The organism is Streptomyces sp. NBC_00989 (assembly GCF_045162655.1).
Classification (GTDB): Bacteria; Actinomycetota; Actinomycetes; order Streptomycetales; family Streptomycetaceae; genus Streptomyces.
The window spans coordinates 11,518,170-11,542,312 of the sequence record NZ_CP108728.1 but is presented as its reverse complement, the minus strand read 5'-3'; the positions used below and the strand labels follow the sequence as shown (position 1 = coordinate 11,542,312).

The 24,143-nt window shown below is 67.9% G+C and carries 20 protein-coding genes and 4 pseudogenes; 13 read left to right on the top strand and 11 right to left on the bottom strand.

Annotated features, from left to right (window positions below; translation table 11 throughout):
* Window positions 1-275: 275 nt before the first annotated feature.
* Both OG714_RS52195 and OG714_RS52190 read right to left on the bottom strand, forming a co-directional pair.
* On the bottom strand, window positions 276-1,925 hold the full coding sequence (locus tag OG714_RS52195; protein WP_406131501.1) for a hypothetical protein: 1,650 nt from the start codon (window positions 1,923-1,925) through the stop codon (window positions 276-278).
* Window positions 1,926-2,032: 107 nt separating this feature from the next.
* Entirely contained in the window at window positions 2,033-3,505 is a 1,473-nt protein-coding gene (locus OG714_RS52190) for an FAD-dependent monooxygenase (RefSeq protein WP_406131500.1), read from the bottom strand.
* A 146-nt stretch (window positions 3,506-3,651) separates the two neighbouring features.
* Here OG714_RS52190 and OG714_RS52185 point away from each other — a divergent pair, with 146 nt between their 5' ends.
* The 4 genes from OG714_RS52185 to OG714_RS52170 all read left to right on the top strand — a co-directional run bounded on the left by OG714_RS52185 (window position 3,652) and on the right by OG714_RS52170 (window position 6,863).
* On the top strand, window positions 3,652-4,251 hold the full coding sequence (locus tag OG714_RS52185) for a TetR family transcriptional regulator (RefSeq protein ID WP_406131499.1): 600 nt from the start codon (window positions 3,652-3,654) through the stop codon (window positions 4,249-4,251).
* A gap of 587 nt (window positions 4,252-4,838) precedes the next feature.
* Window positions 4,839-5,042: a hypothetical protein gene (locus OG714_RS52180; protein ID WP_280879768.1), complete on the top strand. Its 204-nt coding sequence runs from the start codon at window positions 4,839-4,841 to the stop codon at window positions 5,040-5,042.
* A gap of 184 nt (window positions 5,043-5,226) precedes the next feature.
* Window positions 5,227-5,964: a transposase gene (locus OG714_RS52175; protein ID WP_406131498.1), complete on the top strand. Its 738-nt coding sequence runs from the start codon at window positions 5,227-5,229 to the stop codon at window positions 5,962-5,964.
* Complete coding sequence (locus OG714_RS52170) at window positions 5,952-6,863, top strand: helix-turn-helix transcriptional regulator (protein ID WP_406131497.1); 912 nt, start codon at window positions 5,952-5,954, stop codon at window positions 6,861-6,863. Before OG714_RS52175 ends, OG714_RS52170 begins: the two co-directional genes overlap by 13 nt.
* Before the next feature lie 807 nt (window positions 6,864-7,670).
* Here the strand turns inward: OG714_RS52170 and OG714_RS52165 are convergent.
* Window positions 7,671-8,243: a TetR/AcrR family transcriptional regulator gene (locus OG714_RS52165; RefSeq protein ID WP_406131496.1), complete on the bottom strand. Its 573-nt coding sequence runs from the start codon at window positions 8,241-8,243 to the stop codon at window positions 7,671-7,673.
* A gap of 62 nt (window positions 8,244-8,305) precedes the next feature.
* Between OG714_RS52165 and OG714_RS52160 the strand changes: the two genes are divergently transcribed.
* Window positions 8,306-9,277, top strand: coding sequence for an SDR family NAD(P)-dependent oxidoreductase (locus OG714_RS52160; RefSeq protein ID WP_406131495.1), 972 nt, complete (start codon window positions 8,306-8,308; stop codon window positions 9,275-9,277).
* 231 nt (window positions 9,278-9,508) lie between these two features.
* Here the strand turns inward: OG714_RS52160 and OG714_RS52155 are convergent.
* Window positions 9,509-9,825 (bottom strand): annotated as a pseudogene (locus tag OG714_RS52155) (transposase family protein); the annotation flags it as partial.
* 278 nt (window positions 9,826-10,103) lie between these two features.
* Complete coding sequence (locus tag OG714_RS52150) at window positions 10,104-10,778, bottom strand: hemerythrin domain-containing protein (protein WP_406131494.1); 675 nt, start codon at window positions 10,776-10,778, stop codon at window positions 10,104-10,106.
* Between the two features lie 804 nt (window positions 10,779-11,582).
* Here OG714_RS52150 and OG714_RS52145 point away from each other — a divergent pair.
* The 6 genes and pseudogenes from OG714_RS52145 to OG714_RS52120 form a co-directional block, all read left to right on the top strand.
* Window positions 11,583-11,792: pseudogene (locus OG714_RS52145) on the top strand (transposase); the annotation flags it as partial.
* An 870-nt stretch (window positions 11,793-12,662) separates the two neighbouring features.
* Entirely contained in the window at window positions 12,663-13,013 is a 351-nt protein-coding gene (locus OG714_RS52140) for a hypothetical protein (RefSeq protein ID WP_406131493.1), read from the top strand.
* 5 nt (window positions 13,014-13,018) lie between these two features.
* Window positions 13,019-13,479 (top strand): annotated as a pseudogene (locus OG714_RS52135) (nucleotidyl transferase AbiEii/AbiGii toxin family protein); the annotation flags it as partial.
* A gap of 235 nt (window positions 13,480-13,714) precedes the next feature.
* On the top strand, window positions 13,715-14,548 hold the full coding sequence (locus OG714_RS52130) for an alpha/beta fold hydrolase (RefSeq protein WP_406131492.1): 834 nt from the start codon (window positions 13,715-13,717) through the stop codon (window positions 14,546-14,548).
* A gap of 9 nt (window positions 14,549-14,557) precedes the next feature.
* Window positions 14,558-15,439, top strand: a complete 882-nt coding sequence (locus tag OG714_RS52125) for a helix-turn-helix domain-containing protein (protein WP_406131491.1) — start codon at window positions 14,558-14,560, stop codon at window positions 15,437-15,439.
* A gap of 265 nt (window positions 15,440-15,704) precedes the next feature.
* Window positions 15,705-15,917: pseudogene (locus tag OG714_RS52120) on the top strand (hypothetical protein); the annotation flags it as partial.
* A 1,317-nt stretch (window positions 15,918-17,234) separates the two neighbouring features.
* Here OG714_RS52120 and OG714_RS52115 read toward each other — a convergent pair.
* Complete coding sequence (locus OG714_RS52115; protein WP_406131490.1) at window positions 17,235-18,401, bottom strand: RNA-guided endonuclease InsQ/TnpB family protein; 1,167 nt, start codon at window positions 18,399-18,401, stop codon at window positions 17,235-17,237.
* A gap of 161 nt (window positions 18,402-18,562) precedes the next feature.
* On the opposite strand from OG714_RS52115, the gene OG714_RS52110 reads away from it, so the two are divergent.
* On the top strand, window positions 18,563-18,769 hold the full coding sequence (locus OG714_RS52110) for a DUF2180 family protein (RefSeq protein ID WP_406131489.1): 207 nt from the start codon (window positions 18,563-18,565) through the stop codon (window positions 18,767-18,769).
* 103 nt (window positions 18,770-18,872) lie between these two features.
* Window positions 18,873-20,564 (top strand): GAF domain-containing protein, encoded by a 1,692-nt coding sequence (locus OG714_RS52105; RefSeq protein ID WP_406132233.1) that lies wholly within the window; start codon window positions 18,873-18,875, stop codon window positions 20,562-20,564.
* A 15-nt stretch (window positions 20,565-20,579) separates the two neighbouring features.
* On the opposite strand, the gene OG714_RS52100 is transcribed toward OG714_RS52105, so the two are convergent.
* The 5 genes from OG714_RS52100 to OG714_RS52080 form a co-directional block, all read right to left on the bottom strand.
* Entirely contained in the window at window positions 20,580-21,269 is a 690-nt protein-coding gene (locus tag OG714_RS52100) for a response regulator (RefSeq protein ID WP_406131488.1), read from the bottom strand.
* 238 nt (window positions 21,270-21,507) lie between these two features.
* Window positions 21,508-21,834, bottom strand: a complete 327-nt coding sequence (locus OG714_RS52095) for a hypothetical protein (protein WP_406131487.1) — start codon at window positions 21,832-21,834, stop codon at window positions 21,508-21,510.
* A 254-nt stretch (window positions 21,835-22,088) separates the two neighbouring features.
* Window positions 22,089-22,598, bottom strand: coding sequence for a flavodoxin domain-containing protein (locus tag OG714_RS52090; protein ID WP_406131486.1), 510 nt, complete (start codon window positions 22,596-22,598; stop codon window positions 22,089-22,091).
* Between the two features lie 15 nt (window positions 22,599-22,613).
* The gene (locus OG714_RS52085; protein WP_406131485.1) at window positions 22,614-23,345 is read right to left on the bottom strand and encodes a CBS domain-containing protein; all 732 of its coding nucleotides are present in this window, start codon (window positions 23,343-23,345) and stop codon (window positions 22,614-22,616) included.
* Between the two features lie 13 nt (window positions 23,346-23,358).
* A complete protein-coding gene (locus OG714_RS52080) occupies window positions 23,359-23,982 on the bottom strand; it encodes a hypothetical protein (RefSeq protein ID WP_406131484.1) in 624 nt (207 codons plus the stop codon).
* Window positions 23,983-24,143: the final 161 nt, after the last annotated feature.

The window sequence follows — 24,143 nt, the reverse complement described above, 5'->3', positions numbered from 1 at the left end:
CGTTCGTTCGGTGCTGCCCAGCACGCAAGGCGAGGACACCACGTACTTGTGGTCGTCTGGGCGGCAGGCACCACGCGCTTGGCGATACCAGGGCCGCGCTGGAAATGCTCACGTCCCTGGCGTCGGCCCCAAGTTGGGCGGCGAAGCGTCTTGGAGAGAAAGTTGTCGCTTGATCCGGCTCGCTCTGCTGGGCCCAACTCCTCGGCCCGTCGGAGCAGTTCACGGTTGCCGCCGTCTGCCCTCCCGTGCTGTTCACGAAGGCAGTTGTCCGTATCTCACGTGAAGAGATGCTCGTCGGCCTCGAAATATCCGAAGCCCCGGAGCATGCGCACGAGAGCACGCCGGAGGACCTTCCGGCGCTCGGTGTCCTCCAACGTCGGAGACACGGTGATCGTCACTGCCATCTCGGGCAGCGAGTTGCGGTCGGTCGGCCCGACCTCGCCGAGATCGATCAAGGTGTCGAGGTTGGCCCGGGGCTGATCGTGTGGTCCCTCAGCACTCACCCGCAGCTCAACAGTGGGTGGGCCGGCCCACCGCATCGTCGTCGCATCACACGCAACCGCCGGCAGGACTTCAGCTGCTGTCTCCCAGGCCGCCAGCAGGATGGACGTCACTTCCTCGAGGGTGAGTTTGGTCGACGCACCCGGTGGGAGAACGGCAGCCCAGGCAGCGGCGTCCTGGATCGTGACCTCGGCGCAGGTCACGGTCGACGATTGCAGGGTGCCGGGCAGAGCGGTCATGACCGCCCCGGTCAGGGCTGGCCGACCGTCCGGGGAGGCGATGGTGGCCGAATAGCTGACGGAGGCGTTGGCGTTACGGTTCGACCCCAGGTCCCAGTTCGCGGCGCGTAGATCGGCGCCTCTCCTGAGCGAAAGCGTGGTTACCGCACCGTCGAGACGGCTGACGGGGAGTTGGGCCTTGAGGTCGCGGCGCCGCGCCGGGGTGACTTCCAGTTCCTCAGCGGTGTCCCAGGGCAGCGTGATCAAGGCGCGAAGCCGCAGTTGAGGTGGTTGGGGGCCGGGCCAGTTGGTGGCGGGGCCTGTTTGGTTGAAGCTCAGATCTACTTGGGGTTCCCAGCGCCAGCCGTTGTCAAAGCGGACCAGCCAGCCCTTACCCCAGCCTCCGCCTTCGAGGGCCACGCGCTGTACGTCTGGGTCGAGCACTGTGGGCTCGGTCCCTGGGGCGGTGGGGTATCCGACCGCGTTGAGGGGGTCGCCGTCCGCCGCTGGACGTCCTGCCCTTACAAGGGCACTCCGGAAAGGTGCACTTACGGCTATGGCCCGGTCGTTCCTCAGACTGAGCACCCAGCCGGGGCCGGGTTCCTCTACAAGGGCACTCCAGAAAGGTGCACTTACGGCTATGGCCCGGTCGTTCCTCAGACTGAGCACCCAGCCGGGGCCGGGTTCCTCTACAAGGGCACTCCAGAAAGGTGCACTTACGGCTATGGCCCGGTCGTTCCTCAGACTGAGCACCCAGCCGGGGCCGGGTTCCTCGGCGGCCTCGAAGTGCTGCACAGCGGTGGCGCCGGAGAGGTATGCGTCGGAGTCCGGCACCCCGATTCCTGCTGACCTCAGTTGGTCGTACGCCTCCGGCAGCTCGCGTTCGTAGCGGGGTAGGCCCCGGCCCACCCGCGGCTGCGGGCCGGCGGTGTCGGGTACTGCGGGCGGGTCGGCCACGGTCGCCAGCGTGCTCGTGCCGCTGGGCGGGGATGTTGTTCCTGTTGGTGCGAGCAGGCGCTCGTTGAGGAGGCGCACCAGAGCGTCGTAGGCCTCGAAGAAGGCATCACGCAGCGTGTGCAGCCGCAGCTCGCTCTCACCAGGCTGGTACTCGCCGAGAACGAATGTCCAGGCGTCTTCCCTCTCCCGCGCTGGCAGATTTTCGAACGCCGTGGCATCGGCACGGTCGGCGAAGAGAAGCTCGATCATCGCTTTGCTCAGGTCAGTGGTGGCCGCGCTGGGGTGTCCCCGTCACGGGAGATCTCACTTCCTGGAGGATCGCTGGGGAAGGCGGGCGGCTGTGTCGCGGGCGCCGGTCATGCGGTGGTGTCGGGCGCCCCGAACCATGTCGAGAGCGCCGTGGTGAGGTCGTCGTGCGGGACGGCTGCGCAAATGTGGCCGTCGGGTCGCACGAGCAGGGCGTCGCATCCGGGCAGGGGCAGGTTGTCGACGTGCAGCCCGACTACACGGGAGGCCCATGGCTGTGCCTGCTCCAGGTACTGCGGCTTCCGTGCGAGGAGCACACCGTGTCCGGTGTGGAATGCCGTGCTGGCCCAGGAGCCGCCTGATTCGAAGTCGCGCAGCCGGCTACCGACCGGTGCTTCGCCGCCGTAGCTGATGGCGAGGCCGGAGGTCGTCTCGGCCATGGCCTGGATGGCCTCCGGTGTCTGGAGCAGCCGTTCCAGGACCCTCCGAAGGGCTTCGTGGTTTGCGTCCTGGATGCGGAGGGTGTTCTGGGCGCGAGTGTTCTCCAGGACTTGGGCGCCGACTGGGTGCCGCTCTGCGTGGTAGGTGTCGAGCAGGGTCTCGGCCATGGTGCCGGTGATCACGGCGGCGAGTTTCCAGCCGAGGTTGAAGGCGTCCTGCACACCGAGGTTGAGTCCCTGGCCGCCGGCCGGGAAGTGGATGTGCGCCGCGTCGCCGGCCAGGAACACGCGTCCTGTGCGGTAGTGCTCGACCTGCCGGGAGGCGTCGCCGAAGCGGCCGGCGTAGAGGACGTCCTGAAGCTGGTAGTCATCACCGTAGAACCGGTGCAGACCGTCGACGATCTGCTGCCTGGTTACCTCGTCACGGGTCGTGCGGTGGTCGCTGTAGAGGATCCGGTACAGCCCCGGTTCGGCGTAGGGGAGCAGGTTCGCGGTGGATCCGTCAGGCTCGGCACGCCGCAGCCGGCGCATGGACCTGCGTTCCCGCTGCTGTTCGGTGAGTTGCGGCAATTCCTTGACCCCCGGGCTGAGCCGGATGTCGGCCATGGTGAAGTACTCCGTCGCCGCCGTACCGGGGAAATCGACCCCTAACAGCTTGCGGATGCTGCTGCGACCGCCGTCGCATGCCGCCACGTAGCGGGCCGTGAGCGTGTCGGGGCCGTGCACGGTGACCGTGTTCTCGTCCTGCTGGACGTCGTCCACGGTCCAGCCCCGCCGCAGTTCGCCACCGAGTTCGAGGAACCGCTGCTCCAGGACCGCTTCCAGCTGCGCCTGCGGGAGCACCATCTGGTAGGGGTAGCGGGTGTCGAGGGAAGTGTAGGGCAGGAACGCGACGGTGAAGTGGGAGCCGGGGATGCCGCCTTCGGCCCTGTCCTGCGCCGCCGTGAGCAGGCCGCGCAGGTCAAGCACCTCGGCCGTGCGCGGCTGGAGGTTCAGTGCTTTGCCGAACTCGCTGCGTTGCGTGAGCTTGTCGACGACGATCGTGGTCACTCCGCGCAACCGCAGTTCGGTGGCGAGCATGAGTCCCGTCGGGCCGGCGCCCACCACCACGACATCCGCGTCCGTGGCCTGTCCTTCAACCATCGATGATCACCGTTTCTCCGCTGTACGCATCGCTGCCCACGGCTGTGCGGCAGCGCCTCCATCGGCAGCGACCGTAGCTCGATCCCGCAAAACGTGCAACAGTTACAAGTTTTGCACGACTCCAATTTGATGGTACTGTGACGCCCATGACCTCCAGCAACGCGGATCCTGGCCGCCGTGAGCGGAAGAAGGCCGCGACCCGCAGAGCGCTGAGCGAGACCGCGTTGCAGCTCTTCCTGGAACGTGGCTTCGACAACATCACCGTCCGGGAGATCGCAGAGGCGGCCGATGTGTCGACCACCACGCTCATGAACTACTTCCCGACCAAGGAAGCGCTGGTCTTCGATCTGGACGACGAGCTGGAGCGCTCGCTGGTCGAGGCCGTGACCGGACGTGCGCCGGACATGCCCGTCCTGGAATCGTTGCGCCGCTACATGCGAGAGCGGGTCAAGCGCGCGGCTTCAGGCCGGCATGCCGACCGGTTCATGAAACTCGTCCTGGACACGCCCGCGCTGAGCGACCACTGGCGCAAGATCTGGCTGCGCCACGAGCAGGTGCTCGCGGAGGCCGTCGCCGCGGAGCTCGGCCGGCCCGCCGACGACATGGCCTGCGCCGCCCTGGCCCACCTCGTCCTGGATGCCTTCTCACTTGCGATCCAGTCCGCTGACCCCGTACGGATGATCGACACGGCGTTCGACATCATCGAGCCCGGCTGGCCGCCCACCAACCGGGCGGCCACGGACTGAACCCCGCCCGTGGGGAAGGTGGGCACGGGCCTGTCCGCACACCGCCGGTGGCGCACGGCGCTCGGGGCCCCGTGGACAGGCGCGCAGCAGGGGCAGGCCAGCACACCGCCGGCCACGACTGGCTCCCTCTCGCGCTCCTCCCACTGCGGTCTGGGCGCTGTGCTCCTGGTGTGGTTGATGGCGAGCCGACAGATAACCGTGGCTCTGCCGCCCGCGCTTGAGGGCAGCCCGGCGCCGCGATCGACAACGTTGACAGGGGGTCAGACTGGCGCTTCGGGGCAGGGCTTGGGGTATCCGCTGAGTGTGGACGGCCTCGACCTCGTTCGCCGCTCCGGTGCCCCATCGGCGGAGAGACCGCCGTCATCATCTCAAGCCTCCGCGGCGCCTCACCCGCGCTCCGATCTCCAAAAAACCTTCGCTTTAACTTCCTCACCCCGGGCCTCGGATCCGATGCCGCCCGTCAGTCGCTTGGGTCGCCGCACGAGAGCTCCCTGCCGCCTGCTGTGCTGCCTTGTGGGGGCGGATCCGATCGGTCACAGATGGGAGAACTCGGCTCTCCGGAGGGAGGGCGGCGGGATGATCGGTGGATGGTCGGACTCGGGGGACGCCGCCAGCGGCGCAAGTGGCAGTTGATCGGCGCTCTGGGCACCCTGACGATCGTGGTGAGCGTCGTGTACGCGATCCGGCAGATCATGCATGGCGGCCTTCAGTGCGTTGTGGCAAACCGGATCTTGTTCGAGCAGCAGCGGGTGATCATCTGGACGGAGGTTCGGGTGCGGTCGCGGGCATGAGAGAACGGGCCCTTTGGTAGTGACGCGGTTACGACACCAGCACGACCAAGGAAGCCCGTTGCGTGATCAGTTGAGCAGTATCTCTGTGCCTGCGTCCACCGTGGTCACCCCTGGGTGTGACTGCTAGGTGCACCGGTTCGGTTCGCTCGCTCCGGGGCTGCGGGCAGGCTGCTGTCCCAGTGCCATGACGGATGCGGAGTGGTCCGAGGTCCGTGCCGTGATGCCGGTGCCGGCCTGGCTCCTGAAGCGGGGCGGGCGTCCGGAGGCGTACTGCCACCGGACCATGCTCGACGCTGTGCGTTATCTGGTCGACAACGGCGTGAAGTGGACGGCTCTGCCGGTCGATTTCCCGTACTGGCGGGCGGTCTACGATTTCTTCCGCCGCTGGCGGGCCCACGACTACGTGCGTGAACTGTACGAACGCCTGCGCCGCACGGCGAGGGAACGCTCGGGCCGCAACGCCGAGCCCAGTGCGGGAATCATCGACAGTCAGTCGGTGGACGCCTCCGAGACCGTCGGCGAGGATAGCCGCGGATACGATGGCGGCAAGTCACGTGACGGCCGCAAGCGTCACATCCTGACCGACACCGATGGCCTGCTGGACGCCGCCGCACCGTTGGCGGCCCGCGTCGCCGCGAATGACGTCCAAGGCGAACCGCAAATCAAGCCTCAAGTGCCGCACGTTTTCCGGACGTTCGCCGGGCTGTTCGATGAGACCGCCGCTGCGCCGCGGGCCGCCCCCGTTACCCAGGCGCACTGGACCGCTACCCCGACGCGTCCGGCGACGCTCTGCCGTACGGCGCGCCGTAACCCGACCCGGGCGGTCAGGACTCGGCTCCGTGTAACAGATCCGCTATGCGGCAACACAAGCTTCGTGTCGTCCGTGGCATCTGGACGACGATGGTCCGCATGGCGACGATGAATCACTTTGGCATGACTCTGCGCGGCTGGCGTGAGCGTATGTCACCGCAGGACATTGGCCTGGAGGCCGGCGCGGAGCGGCGCGTCCCTGGACTGCGTCGTGAAGAACTGGCCCGTCTGGCAGGCATATCGATCGACTACCTGGTCCTGCTGGAACAGGGCCGCGCTCGCAACCCCTCGGCCCAAGTGGTCACCGCTCTCGCCAGAGCACTGCGCCTCGACCCGTCCGAGCGTGACCATCTGTTCCGCTGCGCCCAACTCGCACCGCCCTCTGCCGGGAACGTCTCCAGGCACATACCCGCGAGCGTGCAGCGACTGGTCCATCAGTTGGGAGCGACTCCCGCCGGGATCTTCGCCGCTGACTGGACCATCATCGGCTGGAACAAGATGTGGACGGCCACGGCCGGCGATCCCCGCGCGTACGGCTGGGAGGGACGCAATCTCGTCGCCGGGATGTTCCAGACGAGAGCCAGCCGAGACCGGGACCCGATTGCGGCATGGCCCGTCTGGTCATGGAGAGGCAGCGACGCGGAAGAGGAGGACCTCGTCGCCGACCTGCGTGTGACGGCGGCCGCCCATCCCCAGGATGAACGTCTTGCCTCACTCGTCGAAGGCATGCTTCGACGGGAACCAGCGTTCACCCGACTGTGGTTCAACGGCACTGCCACCCCCTGGGCCGGCGACCGCAAGACCATCGAACATCCACGGGTGGGTGACATCACCCTCGACGTCGATGTCCTGATGCCTGCCGGCACCGACCTCCGGATCCTCACGTGTGCGGCTGCGGCCGAGACCACTGACGCAGAGAAGCTGGATGCTCTACGTGCGGCCTGTCATCTGCCCGGAAACAGCCTGACCCGCCCCGATCCAGAGGTCTCCAGCCCTGATCGAGGACTGTGACCCGGCTACGACCGGCCTCACCTACCCCTGCTTGTCGCTGTGCAACTGACGATCACCGATGGGTGTGGCTCTCGGCTCATACAAGATTTTCGTAAGCTCAGTGCTGCGGTGGTCAGGAACGTGGCGCGGACACCGGGGACGAACTGGCCGGGTATGGACGGGTCACCTTGGTGAAGCGGCCGGTGCGGTAAGTGCCGGCGACCGCCCCGGAGCGTGAGCGTCAGCCTGGCTGAGCGTTACAACGTGGGCAGGGGTGGCGCCCGACGTCGTCCGCTTCGGACGTGGGTGCGATCTGAGGTTCCGTCATGACCCTGTGTGCTGCCACAAACATTTCCCAGAACGCGCCTGGTTCCACTTTTGAGTGAGAACGAGTTGCGGCAGTGAATCCGCGACCCGGACCGCTCCCGCCGACTGTTCTTGGTCCTGCTCCGAGAAAGGGATCATTGGTGAGAAGCCGTGTCACAGCTTCACGGTGAGTGATTGGTGCTGGCCAGAACAGACGTTGCCTCTTCGTCGTATGTCTCAGCGACGCCCCTTCGAGGCGCAGATCGCTCAGCACAAGGGCGACGTCGAGGTACCGATCGGCGCGCTGTACCAGTCGATGACGGAGAACCGCATGCTGCGTCGGCAGCTGCCTTTGAGGGTGCCGACGCGGTCCGGCACTGCGCACGCAGCCGAGGACCACACACACCGGACGGCCGGTGCTGTCCGGCCTTGCGTGATCTGCCGAGCCAGCTTCGACGGGCGGATCGGAAGCTGGCCCGTCGCGTCCGAGACCGCGGTCGTAGGAGGAGGCCGGGAGCGTTGTCAGCCCACCAGGAGACCGATGGCGACCTTCAGCCGTTCGAGGTAGAACTCCCGTGCTGGGGCCTGATGCTTGAGGCCGATCGATGCGCTGATCATCGTCTGTGCGACAGAGGAGGCCGCCCCATGTCCTGACTCGACGGCGATCGCGTCTGTGATCAGTTCCTCGAAACGTCGCGGCGTGGTCTCGACGATCTCTCCGAGGAGGTCGGGATTGTCCTCGATAACCGCCGCGACATCGCGCGTCAGCGGGCCGATATAGCGGCCCGCCCAGTGGTCGAACGCTTCGACGAGGCGCTCTGAAAGGGGGCGGCCGCTGTCGGCCAGAACCTGTTCGACAGCGGTGATGTCCCGCTCCAGGGCCTGGGTGACCGCAGCACGGAAGAGAGTCTCCTTCGAGGAGAAGAGGAAGTAGAGCCCGGGCCGGGAGATGCGCGCCGCCCGCGCCACCTCCTCCATCGAGGTCTTCCTGTAGCCGAATCGCGCGAACGTGGCCATGGCGGAGTCCAGAACCATGCTTCGACGGTCGGCATCAGCGACTGTCGACGGCGGGCGGCCAGCGTCGGGACTGCTCATGGAACGAGCATACGGGCGAGAACCGCACTATACAAATTAAGTCTAGTGCGTATAGTCGCGCCGTGAACACTCGCAAACTCATCTCCACGCCCTTCACCGCCTCCAGCGCCGCGGACGAGGTGCTGCGGGGCGCCGATCTCACCGGCGTCCGCGCGATCGTGACGGGAGCCTCCTCCGGACTCGGAATCGAGACGGCTCGTGCGCTGACCGCTGCCGGGGCGGAAGTGACGCTCGCCGTCCGGAACACGACCGCAGGTGACGCCGTCGCCAAGGCGATCGAGAAGTCGACCGGAGGAATGCAGCCCCGAGTCGTCCGGCTGGACCTCGCCGACCGGACCACCGTCACACAGTTCGTCGACGCGTGGAGCGGCCCGCTTCACCTGCTGATCAACAACGCGGGCGTAGTCACCAGCGGCCTCGAACGAACGCGTGAGGGCTGGGAGCTGCAATTCGCGACCAACCATCTCGGCCACTTCGCTCTGGCAACCGGCCTTCACGACGCCCTGGCCCTGGGAGCGTCCGACCGCGACGGAGCACGCATCGTCTCGGTCAGTTCGACGGCGCACATGCGTTCCGGCATCGACTTCGACGACCTCCACTTCGAGCGTCGCGACTACGACCCGCAGATTGCCTACGCCCAGTCGAAGACGGCGAACTCGCTCTTCGCCGTCGAGGCGACCCGCCTCTGGGCGTCCGACGGCATCGTCGCCAATGCGGTGAACCCCGGCGGTATCGCGACGGGACTGCAGCGGAACTTCACAACAGAACAGAAGGAGTCGCTCGACGCGGCCGAGGCCGCCGGAGTCTTCACCTATAAGACGGTCGAGCAGGGAGCCGCCACCAGCATCGTCGCGGCCGTCGCCCACGAGTTCGCTCACTCCGGAGGCCACTACCTCGACGATTCACAAGAGGCCTACACCGTGCCGAACGACGCCGCCCTCGTGCAGCACCCGCACGGTGTCAAGGAATGGGCGCTCGATCCCACCACCGCCAAGCGCCTCTGGACCGTCTCGACCAACCTGCTCCGCGTCTGACCTCAGCTCGGAGCGCCGACCGACGCGCCTTGTGGACTGCGCGGGCCGGGCACCGTGGCCCCGGTGGCCGCGAGGTCCAGGTCGAGACGGCTGTTCATCGGGGCCTTCCTTCGTGGATACCCCGGCCTTCAGGCCGGGGAGGAAACGAAGCTCCTGCGGAGCAGGGCAGGTGTGACCGTTGCGAGAGCCGTGAGGACGGTTCGGACCGGACCCGGACTACACAGGATGAGGAGCCGGCACCCGGTAGCGGCCAAGGAGTGGGAGGTAGGGCAGCCCGAGGCCGGCCAGTTCCTCCGGCGTCACACGCCGGCACCACTCCGCCGCCGCGGTGATCGAGTCGTGGCCGGACGGGGTCATCGCGCAGACCACCAGGGCCAGCAGCGAGGAGAGCCGGTACCGCACTCCGCAAGCCCCCTCGGATCACAGACCGACTCGAACTCGGCGACCATGCAGCGGACTTGCTCCGTGGCGGCACCCTCGCCGAGGCCTTCCAGACAGGGCGCATGAGGCATGGGGACAGCGACAAGGGATAATAGAGGAACGAACACGGCACCTTCGTGGATCTTGCAGCGTAGAGAACTACATGATCCACAGGCGCCGTGTTCACCTGCTTCCGGGACCCACCACCAAGATCAACACCCCAAGCCGGGACGATCCGGGCACTCGACGGGGCCCTGGGGGATCACCCGCGAGGCGATGACGGAGATCCAGTCCGGCGACGAGATGGTCGCGGAGCCCGGGTCAGGGCCAGGGCCAGGGCCGCAGGCCGACGGAAGCGTCAGGCGGCAGTTCGTCCGCGTCGAAGAACTTGTACTCGTCCTTCACGTCAGGCGCTCGCGCGGGGCGGGGTAGGGGTGCCGTGGACCTTTTTCGCGTGAGACCGGAAGAGGCGGCGGCTGATGACGGGCATGATGAGACGGACGGGAAGAGCAGCGCCCTTCAGGACGCCCTTCATGACCTCGGGATCGCCTTCGTAAAGCGCCAGTCCGAGGCCCAGAGGCAGGTTCTTCTTGGGTGTCTCGGCCAGGGCGTGCTCACTGAACTCGTGCCACTCCTTGGCGGTGATGTACTTCGCCGCAAGCGGCAGGATCTTCTCCTCCTCAAGGCCCATGTGCTCGAAAAGGACCTCGTTGAGCCGTTCGCAGGTGGTGGCGACCGTTTCGCCCTCGGCCGAGGGGGCGGAGGAGGCGTTGGAACGCCAGGACTTCAGCTGCGCGATCAGTTCGTCGCAAAGAGTGTGCATCCTCCCGTGGTGCTCCTCCATCAGGTGGACCACCGGAGCGATCTCCTCGCTGACGCGCTCCAGCAGCCTGGGCCACACCAGCAGGTCCTCGCCCTCGTGGTGGGTCAGCAACATCCCGAGGACGATGTCGAGATGCGCTGCCACAATTTTGGAGCGTGTGGTGTCACCGTCGCTGACACCGCGTATGAGCCCCGGGGCGAGGCCGAACTCGCGGCGGAACACGGTGTGCGCGACATACATGTCGCGCACATCGGCCATGGGAACGTCGGTTGCCGTACTCATAAGTGCCTGTCGCTTTCCTAAGGGAGGGATTATCTGAGAGGGTACGCATGGATTGTGACGCACTGCGTGCACCCGGCGATTTTGAATGCTATCGGCACCTGTGGCAACTAACTCAAATCCTTGCGGAGTTGTGCGCGATCGTACCTTTTTGCATGCGGCTCTTCTGAAGTGAGGTCGCCGGTCAGGCCAGGGCGGTTGCAAATTCCGGCATCGTGCGGCTGGGCGGGTTGTGACCAGGTGGGGCGCATAGCAGAGCAGGCACGGGCTTCGTGATCATTGTAGTTTCTAAGCCTCAGATTCGGTTGTACAACGGCTTCTGGCTGTCTCCGGTTCGGGGTCTGCGGCGCTGCGGGGCCGGCCAAAAGCAGGAGGGCGCCGCCATCTCGCGGCATGAAAGTCCGACGGCCGTGGTCGACGAACTCGCCGGATCCTTTGCGTGCCTGATCTTCCTCCAGTAAACACGGCAGCTGCCAGTCGCGAGGGTAGCAACAGCGGTACTACCCCCGGTTCTGGCCGCTGGTGGTTATCTCTGACGGAACTGTGAAGAAATTGAGCCTCCATAACCTCGGCAGACAGGTGTACCCCAAGCAATGCCGGACGCCTATCCGTGGGACTGGTACAGCGATGGCTGCCACACCCCGTCAGGGTCATTGCATGATCGAGATCTGTCTGGGTTCGTCATGTGAGACCGAGGGCTCGTAGGGGCCGGTGGTAGTCGCGGCCGGTAAGCGGGGGTGCCTCTATGCGGTTCGTCAAGGAAATCGGGCTGTGCTCGGGGGGCTCGCCCCCGCCCGCGTCCGCCGGGGGTTCAGGAACCTCCGCCCCCACCTGCACAGTCCTGCCCGTGCACCCAAACCCTCAACTCCCGGACCAGGACGCCCACTCGGCTCGAAGAACCGGCGACCCGCCACCCGTTGCGACGTGGGCAAATCGACCAGGCGCCCAGAAAGCATCGCCGAACGTAATCAGCTCAAAGCTCACAAACCATAAAAAACGAGCTTAGAGGGTACGGACGCAAGCCTTCGCGAGCGCCCGCCAGTCCAGCCACGCCTCCGAAGCCGTCACCGAGCTGTGGCCTCTGGTCGCCCGGCTCGACGCCCGTATAGAGGACGGGCACACAGAACGCGACGTCCTGCACCTCCTGGCCCGATCCCGAGCCCGCGTCGGCCTCGGCGTCGCCCTCGGCAAAGTCCCGCCCGAGGAACGACTGAGCACCACCGCCCACTGGACCGCGAAGAGCATCGACATCGCCCGCTACTTCAGCGAATCGCCCTCACCTCCTACGTGTTGCGCGTGCACGGCAACGAACTACGCAAGGCCCGCCTCCACAGAGCCGCCGTCGACCGTCTGCAGCGCGCGGCTGCCCTCGCACCCGATCACGAGGCCAAGGCGGCCGTGCTTCCGCTGCTCGCTCGTGCGGCCGGCGCCCTCCGGCTCAGAAGCAGGCCTGCGGGCCGCCACAGATTCGTGGCGCCGAGTGCTATCGCGACGACGAGGCCGACGAGCACGGTGGCCCGGTCCCGCCATGACGAGGTCGTGCCCGGTGGAAGCACTCCCGCCAGTGCGTCGGTCAGGCCCACGCGATCGGCGAGCCTGCGCAACAGCACCGCCCCGGCATGCCCCACCAACCCCTTCCCGTCGGCCGGCACGGACAGCCCGCGGTCAAACCCTGTACGCCCGCTCACCAGAAAGGTGCCCTGGCTCCTGCGCCGGATTCGATCTAGACACACGCATCCTTGCAGGTCGGTGGCGTCTTTCTGCTCTCAAGGCGCCAGGCCGGCCAATTCCGCTGAAGAGCCGGGGACAATGCGAGTCATGGCAGCCAGCCCACAGCCTCATGCATCGTCCCAGACACCGGACATGTCCAGCGCGTACGCCGAAGACCTCGCGCTCTACCGGGAGAAGTTCATTCAGCGCCTGCCGAAATCGCTTACGGAGTTGCACGGCCCCACCAAGGGGGTCGTGGAGTTGCCACTACACGTGGCCTGGTCCGGGCTGAGCGCCTACGACCTGGATAATCCGCGCCAGCGCATGGGCCTGTACCGCACCGTCCTGCACGAGGGCCTGCGCGAGGACCTGCCCCGCTACCTTAACCAGGAACTGCTCCTGCAGATGTGGCCCATCCTGCGCACTCTCGTCGGCCGCACCGTGCGCATGGTGTGGGAAGACGCCTTTCCCGAGTTCGCTGCCCGGGCCCGGGCAGCCGCGTGAGGGACATGCCGCAGTTCCACACCCGGCTCCTGGCGGATGTGATCGACCTCGGCTCCCCCTATCCACTTGTCCTTACCGGCGGTTACGCCGTGCGGGCACACCGCCTCGTGAACCGCCCCAGCCAGGACCTCGACGTGGCCACCGAGAACCCGGCTCCCATGGCCGACATCGCGGCCACACTGCGTGCCGGCTGGAAGCACGAGGCTGGCAGGTGCAGTCGCTGGAGACCGCCCCGCTGTCTGCCCGTTTCACCGTGACCGACCCGGCAACCGGGCAGGACTGCGAGGTTGACATCCTCAAAGAGATCTTCTGGCGTCCCATCGCCCAGAGCCCCTACGGTCCCGTTCTCGCGGAGGAGGACGTGATCGGAACCAAGGTCCGCGCGCTCGGCGACCGCGGTGCACCCCGCGACCTGATCGACGTGCTCGCGGCGTCCCAGCGCTGGAGCACCGCCGACCTCGAGGAATTGTGGGATCTCAAATCCCGTGTCGGAATCTCACGGCCAATGTCGGATCGACGTCGGATACGACACCGGCCGTGAGACCGCCCATGTCCTTTGTTATCCAATCGAGGCGTTTGACAACGAACCCAGTCGTTTCGCCTTTTTTGACAGTGAACCTAGTCGTGCGGGGCGTGCCCGCCACGGGCCGTTGGCGACATTCGTACAAGACCGGCAGCCGCCGCCCCCGCACCATCGCTCTATGAACGCCCACGACGCACAGCACGCGCAGCCGATGCATGTGGACCGTGACGGACCGCGGGACGCGCCGCCACTGCTGCTCATCCACGGGTCTGGAGCCTCGGGCGCCTCCTGGGGGCCGGTGGTCCCGGCCCTCGCCGCCCGTCATCATGTCGTCCGGATAGACCTCCCCGGCTGCGGCCAGTCCCCGCGCGCCACGTCCTACGACGTTCCGGCGCAGGCGGGCCGCGTGGCGGCGCTGCTCGACGAACTCGGGCTGCGCGCCGTCACCGTGGCCGGCCACTCCAGCGGCGGATACGTCGCCACCGCGCTCGCGGAGCAGCGCCCCGACCTGGTGGGTTCGCTGGCGATGATCAGCACCGGCCCGCACCTCGACGCGCTCCTGCCGCAGCCGGCCATCCTCCGCGTGATGCTGGCACCGCCCTTCGGACCGCTGCTGTGGTGGCGGCGTTCGGATGCGATGATCCGCAAAGGCATCGGCGCCACGCTCGCCGGGCCTGCGCCCATTCCGCCCGGCATGGTCGCCGACGTGCGGAGTACCACGTACCGCGCGTTCCGCAAGGTGCTGCGCGAGAACACCGCGTACCTCGCCGAGCAGTCCGTGCCCGAGCGGCTCGCCACCCTCGGGCTCCCGGTGCTCGTGGTCTTCGGCGCCGCCGATCCCCGGTGGGATCCGGCGTCGGCACGCCAGTACGACGTCGTGCCGGACGTGCGGGTCGAGATGCTGCCGGGCGTTGGGCACATGCCCATGCTGGAAGCGCCCGAGCCGGTGGGCCGGCTACTGCTGGACTTCGCGACCCTGTGCGCCGGAACCCCGCCGGCAGGCCCGGCCTAGACTGGCGCCGTGTTGTCGCAGAGCGTGCCACCCGCGTGGTCGGGCGTTGACATCGCAGTACCGGAGCCCTCGGACCGGCTGCCGGGCATCAGCATGGCCGGATTCCGCCACCGTGTCCCCGCGCCCGTCGACATCGCGATGGTCGCGCATCCGTCCGTCACCTTGCTCATCGATCTGAGCGACGATGACGGCCTGGCTTACGACACGCAGGGGCAGCACGGACGCGGCAGTGTCGTGATCGGCCTGGCCCCCGGGGAGCTGCGGGCGTCAGGCCTGGTGGGCGAGTGCCTGCAGATCCGGCTGCAGCCGGGTGTGGCGGCCGCAGTGCTCGGCTCGTCGGCCGGGGGCAGCGGGAGCGTGGAGTCCTTGGCGGACGTCTGGGGCCGCGACGCCGGGCGCTTCGAGGAGCGGCTGCGTACAGCCGGATCGTGGGACGAGCGGTTCCCGATGGCGGCGGACGCCGTCCGCCGGCGGATCGGGGACGGCCTGCGGGTCGATCCGGAAGTCGTCCACATCTGGAGGCGGACGGTCGCCAGCAGAGGCCGGATGCGTATCGACGGCCTGGCGGACGAGGTCGGCTGGAGCCGCAAGCGTCTGTGGGCGCGTTTCCGGGCGCAGCTCGGCGTCACCCCCAAGTGGGCCGCCCAGCTGGTGCGGTTCGACCATGCGGCCCATCTGCTCGCGGCGGGTGTCCCTCCCACCGGTGTCGCGGCCGAGAGCGGTTACGTCGACCAGTCCCATCTGCACCGCGAAGTGAAGGCGTTTACGGGGCTCACGCCGACTGCCGTCGCCGCCGAGCCGTGGCTGGCGATCGACGACGTCGCGTGGCCGGCCTCCTGGCGGGCAGGGAGGCCCGTGACAGGTGGCGCACGCGGTTCCGGCCAGCGCTGAACCGCCCAGCCGCGGCCCTCACATTGCTCCCGACCGACAACTGTCCTTTGACATCCAACCTAGTCGCCCCAGGTCAGGGCATCGCACCGGACTAACTTGGCTGTCAAAGGACAGCCAAGGTCAGAGGACCGGCGGCCCGAGCCGCCCGGCGCGGACCGTCGAGGAGACGACACGGCGTGAGCCTCCAGCGTCCGATACGTCGTGAGACTGCGGATGAAGCCGCAGGTCATGAAGGCGGCATCCCACACGAGCGGCGAGAACCTACAAGGAGTCCGGCCGCCGGCACGCCCGGGGCCGCTTCGAACGGGAGGACCTGCAAGCCAATCTCGCGGGTGCCGAGTGGACCGACGACGAGGCCTTCGCCGCCTACGGCCTCGACGACGCCGCAATCACCGCTCTGCGTACCTGGGCTGTAGATTGGGCCGACGACCTCGCAGCACGCCTCCTTCAGGCATCCGACGATCCGGACGCCGGCTGATCCAGGACACCGGTCCACCGTTACCCTCGAACGGGCACCTGGCTGAAGGAACTCATTGGCACCGGCCAGCAGCGCATTGCGCGGCCTGCCCGCCAGGTCAAGCCAGTTGCCCCGGCAACCGCTACGACACCGGACCCCAGCCCAAGGATCTACAGGGCCTTGCGACGGCTCACCGACCGCGCGACAACAGGTTGGCCAGGGGCGGGCGGCTGTTCCGGATCGGTTCGCACGGGAGCGGCACCCTTCTCAACGCCGCGCACCCAGCGGGCACGTCGACGACGGTGGATGAAACAACCCCCAGGGACCGGGGCGACGACCTCACCCTTCGCTTCACCGCCCCGACGGGCGGCGGACGATGCGCGCGGGCACCGCTGGTCCCAGGACCCGGTGCCGGGTCCGCCCGGATCACGGCCGCAACCGCCGTCACGGCCACCGGTGTTGGGGTGCCGGTCGCGGGCAACGCCTACCGGGTCGGTCTGGGGCGGGGCAGCCGCCCGATGCGTTACGCGAAGAACCCGAGGGGCTTCAGGTCGTGACCTGCCACGACGTTCTCGCCTTCCTGGCGTGGTCCGGCCGTCGGAGACCAGAGCCTCGTATCCCGGTCCAGGATCATGCCTGATCGAGCACAGGTGTCGGAGGACCCTGTCCCCCGGTCTGATCCCGGCGTCCCCGGGCGACTGTCGCTGTCCAGGACCGAATCCGGGGACTACTCTGGGTGGTGCCGCCCTGGCCCCCGGCAGCGCCGCTTCCACCGCGATGTCGCACCGAAGCACTCCGCTCACCCGTCGCAGGGCCCGTGTCCCGTTCCCTGCACACGGTGCTCCTGGGCAACCCGATGCGTCCAGCGAGGTATCTTCCTCTGCCCCGCCCTTCTCGACAGGCCATCGAAGCCCTGGCGGTGCTCATGTACGTACTACTCCTCCCGGCGGTTCTCCCGCCCGCCCTGCTCGGCACGATGATCGCGCTGTCCTGGCGGGAAGGCTGCCGGCTCCGGCCGCGGCAGACCGAAGGGCTCCTTGCGGCGTCGGTGGTCGTGTCCCTTCGCCCCTCTGCGCTCGCCGAGATATCGGCCGTTGACCACCGCCCGCTCATCGGGGGCGTAGAAGCGCACTGGACGGTAAGACGCTCCACTGCGAGGTCCCCGCGCCGACGTGTGCTCTTCCTGCCTGCGGACGACAGCCAAGGCGCGGAACGGGACCACACAGCTCTTACACCGCTGAAGAGTGCGCCTGCTTCAGGACGCGGCTCAAACGGGCGTGCCTGCGCACCCCGTCGCACCCGTCGGAGAGGAGAACGAAGCTTGACTTCCTCCCCTGCCTAAAGGTGGGGGATTCCAGCGGTCGCCCGCTGGGGTTCCTGTTTCACCGACGACTGCCCCGTCCGGGAGGACTCCCGTTGAGGTCTTACACCGTCTCCACAGGCTGCTGCCGCCAGCACGGCGCCGCAGTGCTCGCACCTCCACTCACGGACGTTCAACGACAGTTTCCCGCGGACCGTGCCGCAGCTTCCGCACAGCTTCGAGCTGGGGAAGAAGCGGTCGATCACGACGAGTTCACGCCCGTACCAGGCACACTTGTACTCGAGCATGGAGCGCAGGTCCGTCCAGGCCGCATCGGAGACGGCGCGCGCGAGCGTGCCGTTCTTCAGCAGGTTGCGGACGGTCAGGTCCTCGATCACGACCACTTGGTTCTCGTGGACGATGCGCGAGGTCAGTTTGTGCAGGAAGTCGCGGCGCCGGTCAGCGATCCGCGCATGCACGCGGGCCACCTTGCGGCGGGCCTTTTCCCGGTTCGCAGAGCCCCTGGCCTTGCGCGACAGCTCCCGCTGCGCGCGGGCCAGACGGGCGCGATCCCGCCGCTCGCGCTTCGGATTGGCGATCTTCTCCCCGGTGGACAGGGTCACCAGGGAGGTGATCCCGGCGTCCAGGCCGACCGCTGTGTTCATGGCGGGGGCCGGGGCGATGGTGTCCTCGCACAGCAGGGACACGAACCAGCGGCCCGCCGCGTCGCGGGACACGCTCACCGTGGTCGGCTCCGCACCTTCAGGCAGGGGGCGCGACCAGCGGATGTCCAAAGGCTCCGCCAACTTGGCCAGCGTGAGAAGTCCTTCGCGCCAGGTGAAGGCGCTGCGGGTGTACTCGGCCGACGCACGGGACTTCTTCCGCGACTTGTAGCGCGGATACTCCGCACGCTTGGCAAAGAAGTGGGCGAACGCCGCCTGAAGATGACGCAGCGCCTGCTGGAGCGGAGCCGAGGACACCTCCGCCAGGAAGGCCAGTTCCTCGGTCTTCTTCCACTGGGTGAGCGCGGCGGACGACTGAACGTAGGAGATCCGGCGCAGCTCGCCGTACCAGGCCCGGGTGCGCTCCTCCAGCGCCTTGTTGTACACCAAGCGGACACAGCCGAACGTGCGCGACAGCTCCGCCGCCTGCTCGCCCGTGGGGTAGAAGCGGTACCTGAACGCCCGCTTAACCTGCTCCGCCATACCTCACCCTCTATCAACTCCCGTGTGAGAGGCGGGTATCGGACGGTCGGCGGTGGGCGCCGGTCCGCCCCCGCGGCGAACCGACTCCTCCTGCCCTGCTCCGCAGGAGCTTCGTTTCCTCCCCGGCCTGAAGGCCGGGGTATCCACGAAGGAAGGCCCCGATGAACTGCTACGAGTGTCACCAGTCCGGGACGGCCACCGCTGCAGTCGCCGTCTGCCGGAACTGCGGCGCCGCCCTGTGCCCCGAGCACGTCAAGGTCAACCCGCAGCATCTGGAGCGGCCGGAAGGCATGGGGGTGACCACCCTCAAGCAACCTGCTCGCCGCATCACGTGCCTCACCTGTCATGACGCGGAGCACCAGTTCTGACCTGGCCGCGCCACCCACCGGGCATCAGCAACAGCGGGGTCACCCGGGACGACCGAGCGACCGGAGGCAGCACGTGAACGTCGAGGAACACGCACGGTCCGAGATGGTGCCGCAACTACGTCTGGACGAGCTGCTCGAAGAACTCCAGGCCCAGATCCGCGTGGTCCGCGGCACCCGAGGACGCCTCCACGGGCTGCTGCAGGCGATCCTGTCGGTGGGCCGCGAGCTGGATCTCTCCCAGGTGCTGCGCCACATCACCGAGGCCGCGGTGGTTCTGGTCGATGCCGAATACGGCGCACTTGGTGTCATAGGTCCCCATCAGAGCCTCACCCAGTTCATCACGGTCGGGGTCAGCGAGGCCGAGCAGGCACGGATCGGGGCTCTGCCCGCCGGGCACGGGGTACTCGGCGAGCTGATCAGGCATCCGGAACCGCTGCGGCTGACAGAGCTGTCGCAGCACCCGGCCTCGCACGGCCTCCCCCCGCACCACCCGGCGATGCACTCCTTCCTGGGTGTGCCCGTCAGTGTCCGGGGAGAAGTGTTCGGCAACCTCTATCTCACCGAGAAGCGCGGTGGTGCTCAGTTCGACAGCGAGGACGAAGCCGTCCTGTCGACCCTGGCCGTGGCCGCAGGGGTGGCGATCGACAACGCCCGCCTGTACGCGGAGGCGCAGGTCAGAGAACGCTGGATGGCGGCCGGCGCCGAACTCACCCGCGGCCTGCTCTCCGGGACCCCGGAGACGAAGGTGCTGGAGCTGATGCTGAACCGGGCGCAGGACATCACCTCGGCCGATCTCGGCGTGGTCGACCTGGTCACCGTGGGAACACAGGAACTGCGCGGGGTACTCGCGCTCGGGGAAGGTGCCGAGCTCCATCGTGGTGTGAGGCTGCCACGCGAGGGGACGCTGAGCGGGGCGGCCCTGGCCGCAGAGCAGTTGATCGTCACCTCGGATGTGGGGAGTGACCCGCGGATCACCTACTGCCCCGAACGTTGGACAGGGCTGGGGCCGGCGGTCGCCGTTCCCATGAGCACCAGTGACGGAGACCGCGGGGTCCTCGTGCTCGCGCGCACCGCGGGGTGCCCGCCCTTCACCCAGGCGGAGATCGCGCCGCTGCCCGGCTTCGCCGGCCAGGCCGCCCTCGCGCTCGAGCTCGCCGACCGACGCAGGGCCGCCGAGCAGGTGAGCCTGCTGGAGGACCGCGACCGTATCGCGCGCGACCTCCACGACCTGGCCATCCAACGGCTGTTCGCGACGGGAATGACGTTGCAGAGCGCGAGTCGCTTCGTCGAGCACCCGGAAGCGACCGAGCGAATCGGCCGGGCGGTCGACGACCTCGACACCACCATCAAAATCATCCGGTCCACGATCTTCGGTCTGCGGGCCCACGACAGCACCGCGACCGGCCACGGCCTGCGAGCCCGTGCTTCCAAGACCGCCGAGGAAGCCGTTCCCGCGCTGGGGTTCACTCCCTCCCTGCTCATGGAGGGACTGCTCGACACCGATGTCCCGCACACCATGGCGGACGACGTCGTGGCGGTACTGAGCGAAGCACTGTCGAACATCGCCCGGCACGCACACGCCTCGTCGGCGGAGATCGCACTCGTCGTCCGCAGAGAGCGGCTCACGCTGACCGTCACCGACGACGGCGTCGGAATCGTCGAAGACGGACACCGCAGCGGGCTGCGCAATCTCAGCGAACGCGCGCGGAACCTGGGCGGTGAACTCACCCTGGCCGCACTGGCTGAGAGCGGCACCCTTCTGTGCTGGGGCGTACCGCTTCCCGACCGGCACTAGCGCGATCCTCCCGGATCACGTGTTAGGGGACAACGGTGCGAGCCGGACCGCCAGGACCGCCGCCTGGACGCGGCGCTCGACCCCGAGTTTCGCCAGAAGCCGCGAGATGTGGTTCTTCACGGTCTTCTCCGACAGATGGATACGACTGCCGATCTGCCGATTGGTGAGACCCTCACCGATGAGATCCAGTATCTCGCGTTCGCGCACGGTCAGAGCGTCCAACCGTCCTGCCTCTGAAGCAGGTTGCCCGGAGGGTGCGCGCAGACTGCTCATCAGCCGTCCGGTGGTCGCCGGGTCCAGCATCGACTGCCCGGATGCCACCGTCCGCACCGCCGTGACCAGATCAGAGCCCTTGATCTGTCTCAGAACGTAGCCGGCCGCCCCGGCCATGATCGCGTCCAGCAGGGCGTCGTCATCGTCGAACGACGTCAGCATCAGGCAGGCCAACTCCGGTATCCGGTCACGCAGTTCACGGCAGACGGTGATGCCGTCACCGTCAGGAAGGCGAATGTCCAGGATCGCGACGTCCGGACGCAGCGCCGGGCCTCGGAGCAGCGCCTGGGCGCTGGTACCCGCTTCGCCGACCACCGTGATGTCCGGTTCCAGATCGAGCAGGTCATGCGCCCCGCGTCGTACGACCTCTTGATCGTCGAGCAGGAAGACCCGGATCGGTGACTCCGGTGTGAAAACGCGTTCCTGGCTCACATCGCCCTCCGGCTTCGGTTGTCCCCGTCTATCGGGCCGGGCTCCCTTCGGCGCCCCGCCGCTCTCAGCTTCGGGGCGCCGCAGTGCCGTTGCCTCGAACCGCCACCCACAGGGAGGGAACAGCCATCGCCACCCCACGAGTTGACCCGGCCCCCGCGTCAAGGTGCTCTGCGGGAAGCCCACTGAGGATGCCGGTCATGCCGGACATGGACCGTTCCCCTCCTCACGTACCGGCGTCTCAGGCCCGATGAGCCCATTGAGGCTCGACATCGACCCAGGCCCGATCCCACTCGATCAACCGCCGGCGAAAGCCGATACGTCCGACAGCCAGCCGGACACCAAGCACCGCGATGATGACGCCCGCGAACGCGGCGACACCCGCACCCGCGGACCGCGCCACGACGGCACCGTGATCAAGCGGTGCCGCTGTGACTCGATTGCGCCGATCGACCCAGATCGTGGTTACCGTCCCACTGAGGCTGTCGGCCGTCACCGCGGCGATCCCGGTCTTCTCGTGGCCTCGGACGCTCCAGCGGACAACGGCCTTGCCTTTCGCACCGACCACTCCGCGCACTGTGTACAAGTCCTCCGTGGGAGCACTTCCGACCAGTGTCGCCTGCACCGGATTCCGGGAACTTCGTTGCTGTTCCGCCCTGTTCTGCTCATGGTGGTAAGTGGCCTGGACCCCTACCGCGCAGGCGAGGGGCGCGGCGAGCAGGAGAAGCACTCCCAGCAGGAGCCGGGTCCACGCCTCGACGGTGTCCGAGGTCCTGCGGAGCGGATTGCTCCGCCACCGCCACATCGCGGCTCCGGCGCCCGTCATGACACCTGCGCCTCCGCGTCGCTCTCCTGCGCGATACCGGTGGCCCACGCGGAGATCCGGTCGAAGTCCCGGAAGTCCCCGCCGCGTCCGGCCTCGACGATCATCCGTGCCATGCGGCCGCGTGCCCCGGCTTCGAGCCGACCGCCGAAGGTCACGTGCTGCCGGGCGTCGAGGCGCACCGACGCGCGCCGGGCGCCCCGTACCGGCGGGATGTCCCGCTTGTCGGCCGACGCGTCGAGCGGACCGCTGCTGAACAGCCACACCGCCCGATCCAGCAGCGCGACACGGTGCCGCCGCGCGAACCGCACGGCGTCCCGGTGCCAACGGCCCGCGTACAGCGCGCCGCCGAGAACCACCACGTCGTACGGGCTCACGTCACCGACCTCGGAGGCGGGATACACCTCGGCCTCGATGCCGTGGGTGCGCAAGGCGTCCGCGACGGCCTCCGCTATCCCCTGTGTCGAACCGTTCTTCGTTCCGTACGCGACGAGTGCTCGCCGTGCCATGGCCGATCCTCCCTCTCAGAGCTTGTGGATCCAGGCGTCCGCGACGTCCTTCAGGTCCTCCTCCACCGCCTCGCCCACGCTGTCGTCGATACGCCAGGTCAGCTCGGAGACGACATCGATCACACCGTCGACCTGCTGGACCATCCGCTGCGCGACCATGGCCTCGATGCGCCGCTCCACCTCGCCCGTGAGAGTGACCACCCCGTCGCGGACGTCGAGAGCAACCGCTGTGGGCGGCAGGCACAGGGCCCCGCCCAGGACCTCTTCCACGACCTCGCGGTGCAGGTGCGCATCCGGCCGCAGGAAGAGCTGCAGCAGGTCCCGCCGGGTCACGATGCCGACCAGGCGCTCCTCCTCGTCGACGACCGGCAGCCGTTCGACCCCGTGCTGCGCCATCATCCGCGCGCCTACGGCGACGGTGTCCTCGGCGTGCACCGTGACGGCCGGCTTCGACATCAACTGGCCGGCCGAGTGTGCCCGGACCCTGACATCGTCGTCCCCGGCCCCTCGCCCCTTGGGCAGGAAGCGCAGGCGCGGCCGTGGCTGCGGCGAGGCCACTGTGCGTGCCCGGTCGAGCATGAGGTCGGTGCCGGAGACGACTCCGATCACCTGCTCGTCGCCGTCCACGACGGGCAGACCACTGATCCTGTGGTGGGCAAGGAGACGGGCGACCTCCTTGAACGGAGTGCCGAACTCGACGCACACGACACCGCCCGTCATCACGGAGCCGATCTTGCTGTGCCGCATGACCGCCGTCCTCTCAGCTCAGCCAGCGGTTGTCTCGCACGATCGCCATGCTTTCCCAGCCACGGCCCAGGCCCCACACCCGACCGGCATGGCCGACAGCGAGCGCGATGAGGATCACGGCGTACAGGACGTGATAGTCGACCAGGGGGTTCGACGACATGCTCGGCGCACCGGTCGAGAGGTGCTGGGCCGGCGGCCACTCGGCCGCCCACATCAGCGCCATCATCACGGTGCCCGCGACCGCGGCGAACCGCAGCGCCACGCCCGACATCACGGCGACGCCGATGGCCAACAGCCCCAGCATGAACAGCCAGTTCACCCAGGCGTCGCCCGCCATGCTGTGGAAGGTCGACTGCATCGGTCCCGCGGCGACTCCGCTCAGGAAGCCCTTGGTCGGCGACCCTCCGTCGACCCAGCCCTTGCCCGAAGCGGTCGCGTAGCCCCACCCGAACGTCTTGTCGAGGAAAGCCCACAGGAAGACGAACCCGGTCAGGATCCGCACGCCCGCGAAGACCATGGCGAACACGGTCGACCGGGTGGTGTCACGCGCCGCGACAGACGTCGCCGAAGTCGATGCCCTGCGGCGCGAGGGAAACCGTATTCCCGCCCGGCCGCCCGAATGATCGTGAACTGCCATGGCGATCCCGTCCTCCTGACACTGCCACCGCAAGTGCGGTGACCTCTTCAATGTCCCGCCCCCGGCCGTCATCGCGCTGTGGGCCGAAGGACCGCACGGGGGGCCAACCGGCCCTAAAATGAAGCGCGATCAAGTTCTCGGCAGAAGCAGCCACGAGTCGC

Excerpts from the sequence above, each read along its gene's own strand:
- OG714_RS52180 (WP_280879768.1), top strand. The coding sequence starts at position 4,839 with ATGGTCGGACTCGGGGGACGCCGCCAGCGGCGCAAGTGGCAGTTGATC.
- OG714_RS52130 (WP_406131492.1), top strand. The coding sequence starts at position 13,715 with ATGAACGCCCACGACGCACAGCACGCGCAGCCGATGCATGTGGACCGT.
- OG714_RS52090 (WP_406131486.1), bottom strand. The coding sequence starts at position 22,598 with ATGGCACGGCGAGCACTCGTCGCGTACGGAACGAAGAACGGTTCGACA.
- OG714_RS52190 (WP_406131500.1), bottom strand. The coding sequence starts at position 3,505 with ATGGTTGAAGGACAGGCCACGGACGCGGATGTCGTGGTGGTGGGCGCC.
- OG714_RS52185 (WP_406131499.1), top strand. The coding sequence starts at position 3,652 with ATGACCTCCAGCAACGCGGATCCTGGCCGCCGTGAGCGGAAGAAGGCC.
- OG714_RS52195 (WP_406131501.1), bottom strand. The coding sequence starts at position 1,925 with ATGATCGAGCTTCTCTTCGCCGACCGTGCCGATGCCACGGCGTTCGAA.
- OG714_RS52115 (WP_406131490.1), bottom strand. The coding sequence starts at position 18,401 with ATGGCGGAGCAGGTTAAGCGGGCGTTCAGGTACCGCTTCTACCCCACG.
- OG714_RS52175 (WP_406131498.1), top strand. The coding sequence starts at position 5,227 with ATGACGGATGCGGAGTGGTCCGAGGTCCGTGCCGTGATGCCGGTGCCG.
- OG714_RS52140 (WP_406131493.1), top strand. The coding sequence starts at position 12,663 with ATGTCCAGCGCGTACGCCGAAGACCTCGCGCTCTACCGGGAGAAGTTC.
- OG714_RS52150 (WP_406131494.1), bottom strand. The coding sequence starts at position 10,778 with ATGGCCGATGTGCGCGACATGTATGTCGCGCACACCGTGTTCCGCCGC.
- OG714_RS52080 (WP_406131484.1), bottom strand. The coding sequence starts at position 23,982 with ATGGCAGTTCACGATCATTCGGGCGGCCGGGCGGGAATACGGTTTCCC.
- OG714_RS52105 (WP_406132233.1), top strand. The coding sequence starts at position 18,873 with ATGGTGCCGCAACTACGTCTGGACGAGCTGCTCGAAGAACTCCAGGCC.
- OG714_RS52085 (WP_406131485.1), bottom strand. The coding sequence starts at position 23,345 with ATGCGGCACAGCAAGATCGGCTCCGTGATGACGGGCGGTGTCGTGTGC.
- OG714_RS52165 (WP_406131496.1), bottom strand. The coding sequence starts at position 8,243 with ATGAGCAGTCCCGACGCTGGCCGCCCGCCGTCGACAGTCGCTGATGCC.
- OG714_RS52110 (WP_406131489.1), top strand. The coding sequence starts at position 18,563 with ATGAACTGCTACGAGTGTCACCAGTCCGGGACGGCCACCGCTGCAGTC.
- OG714_RS52170 (WP_406131497.1), top strand. The coding sequence starts at position 5,952 with ATGGCGACGATGAATCACTTTGGCATGACTCTGCGCGGCTGGCGTGAG.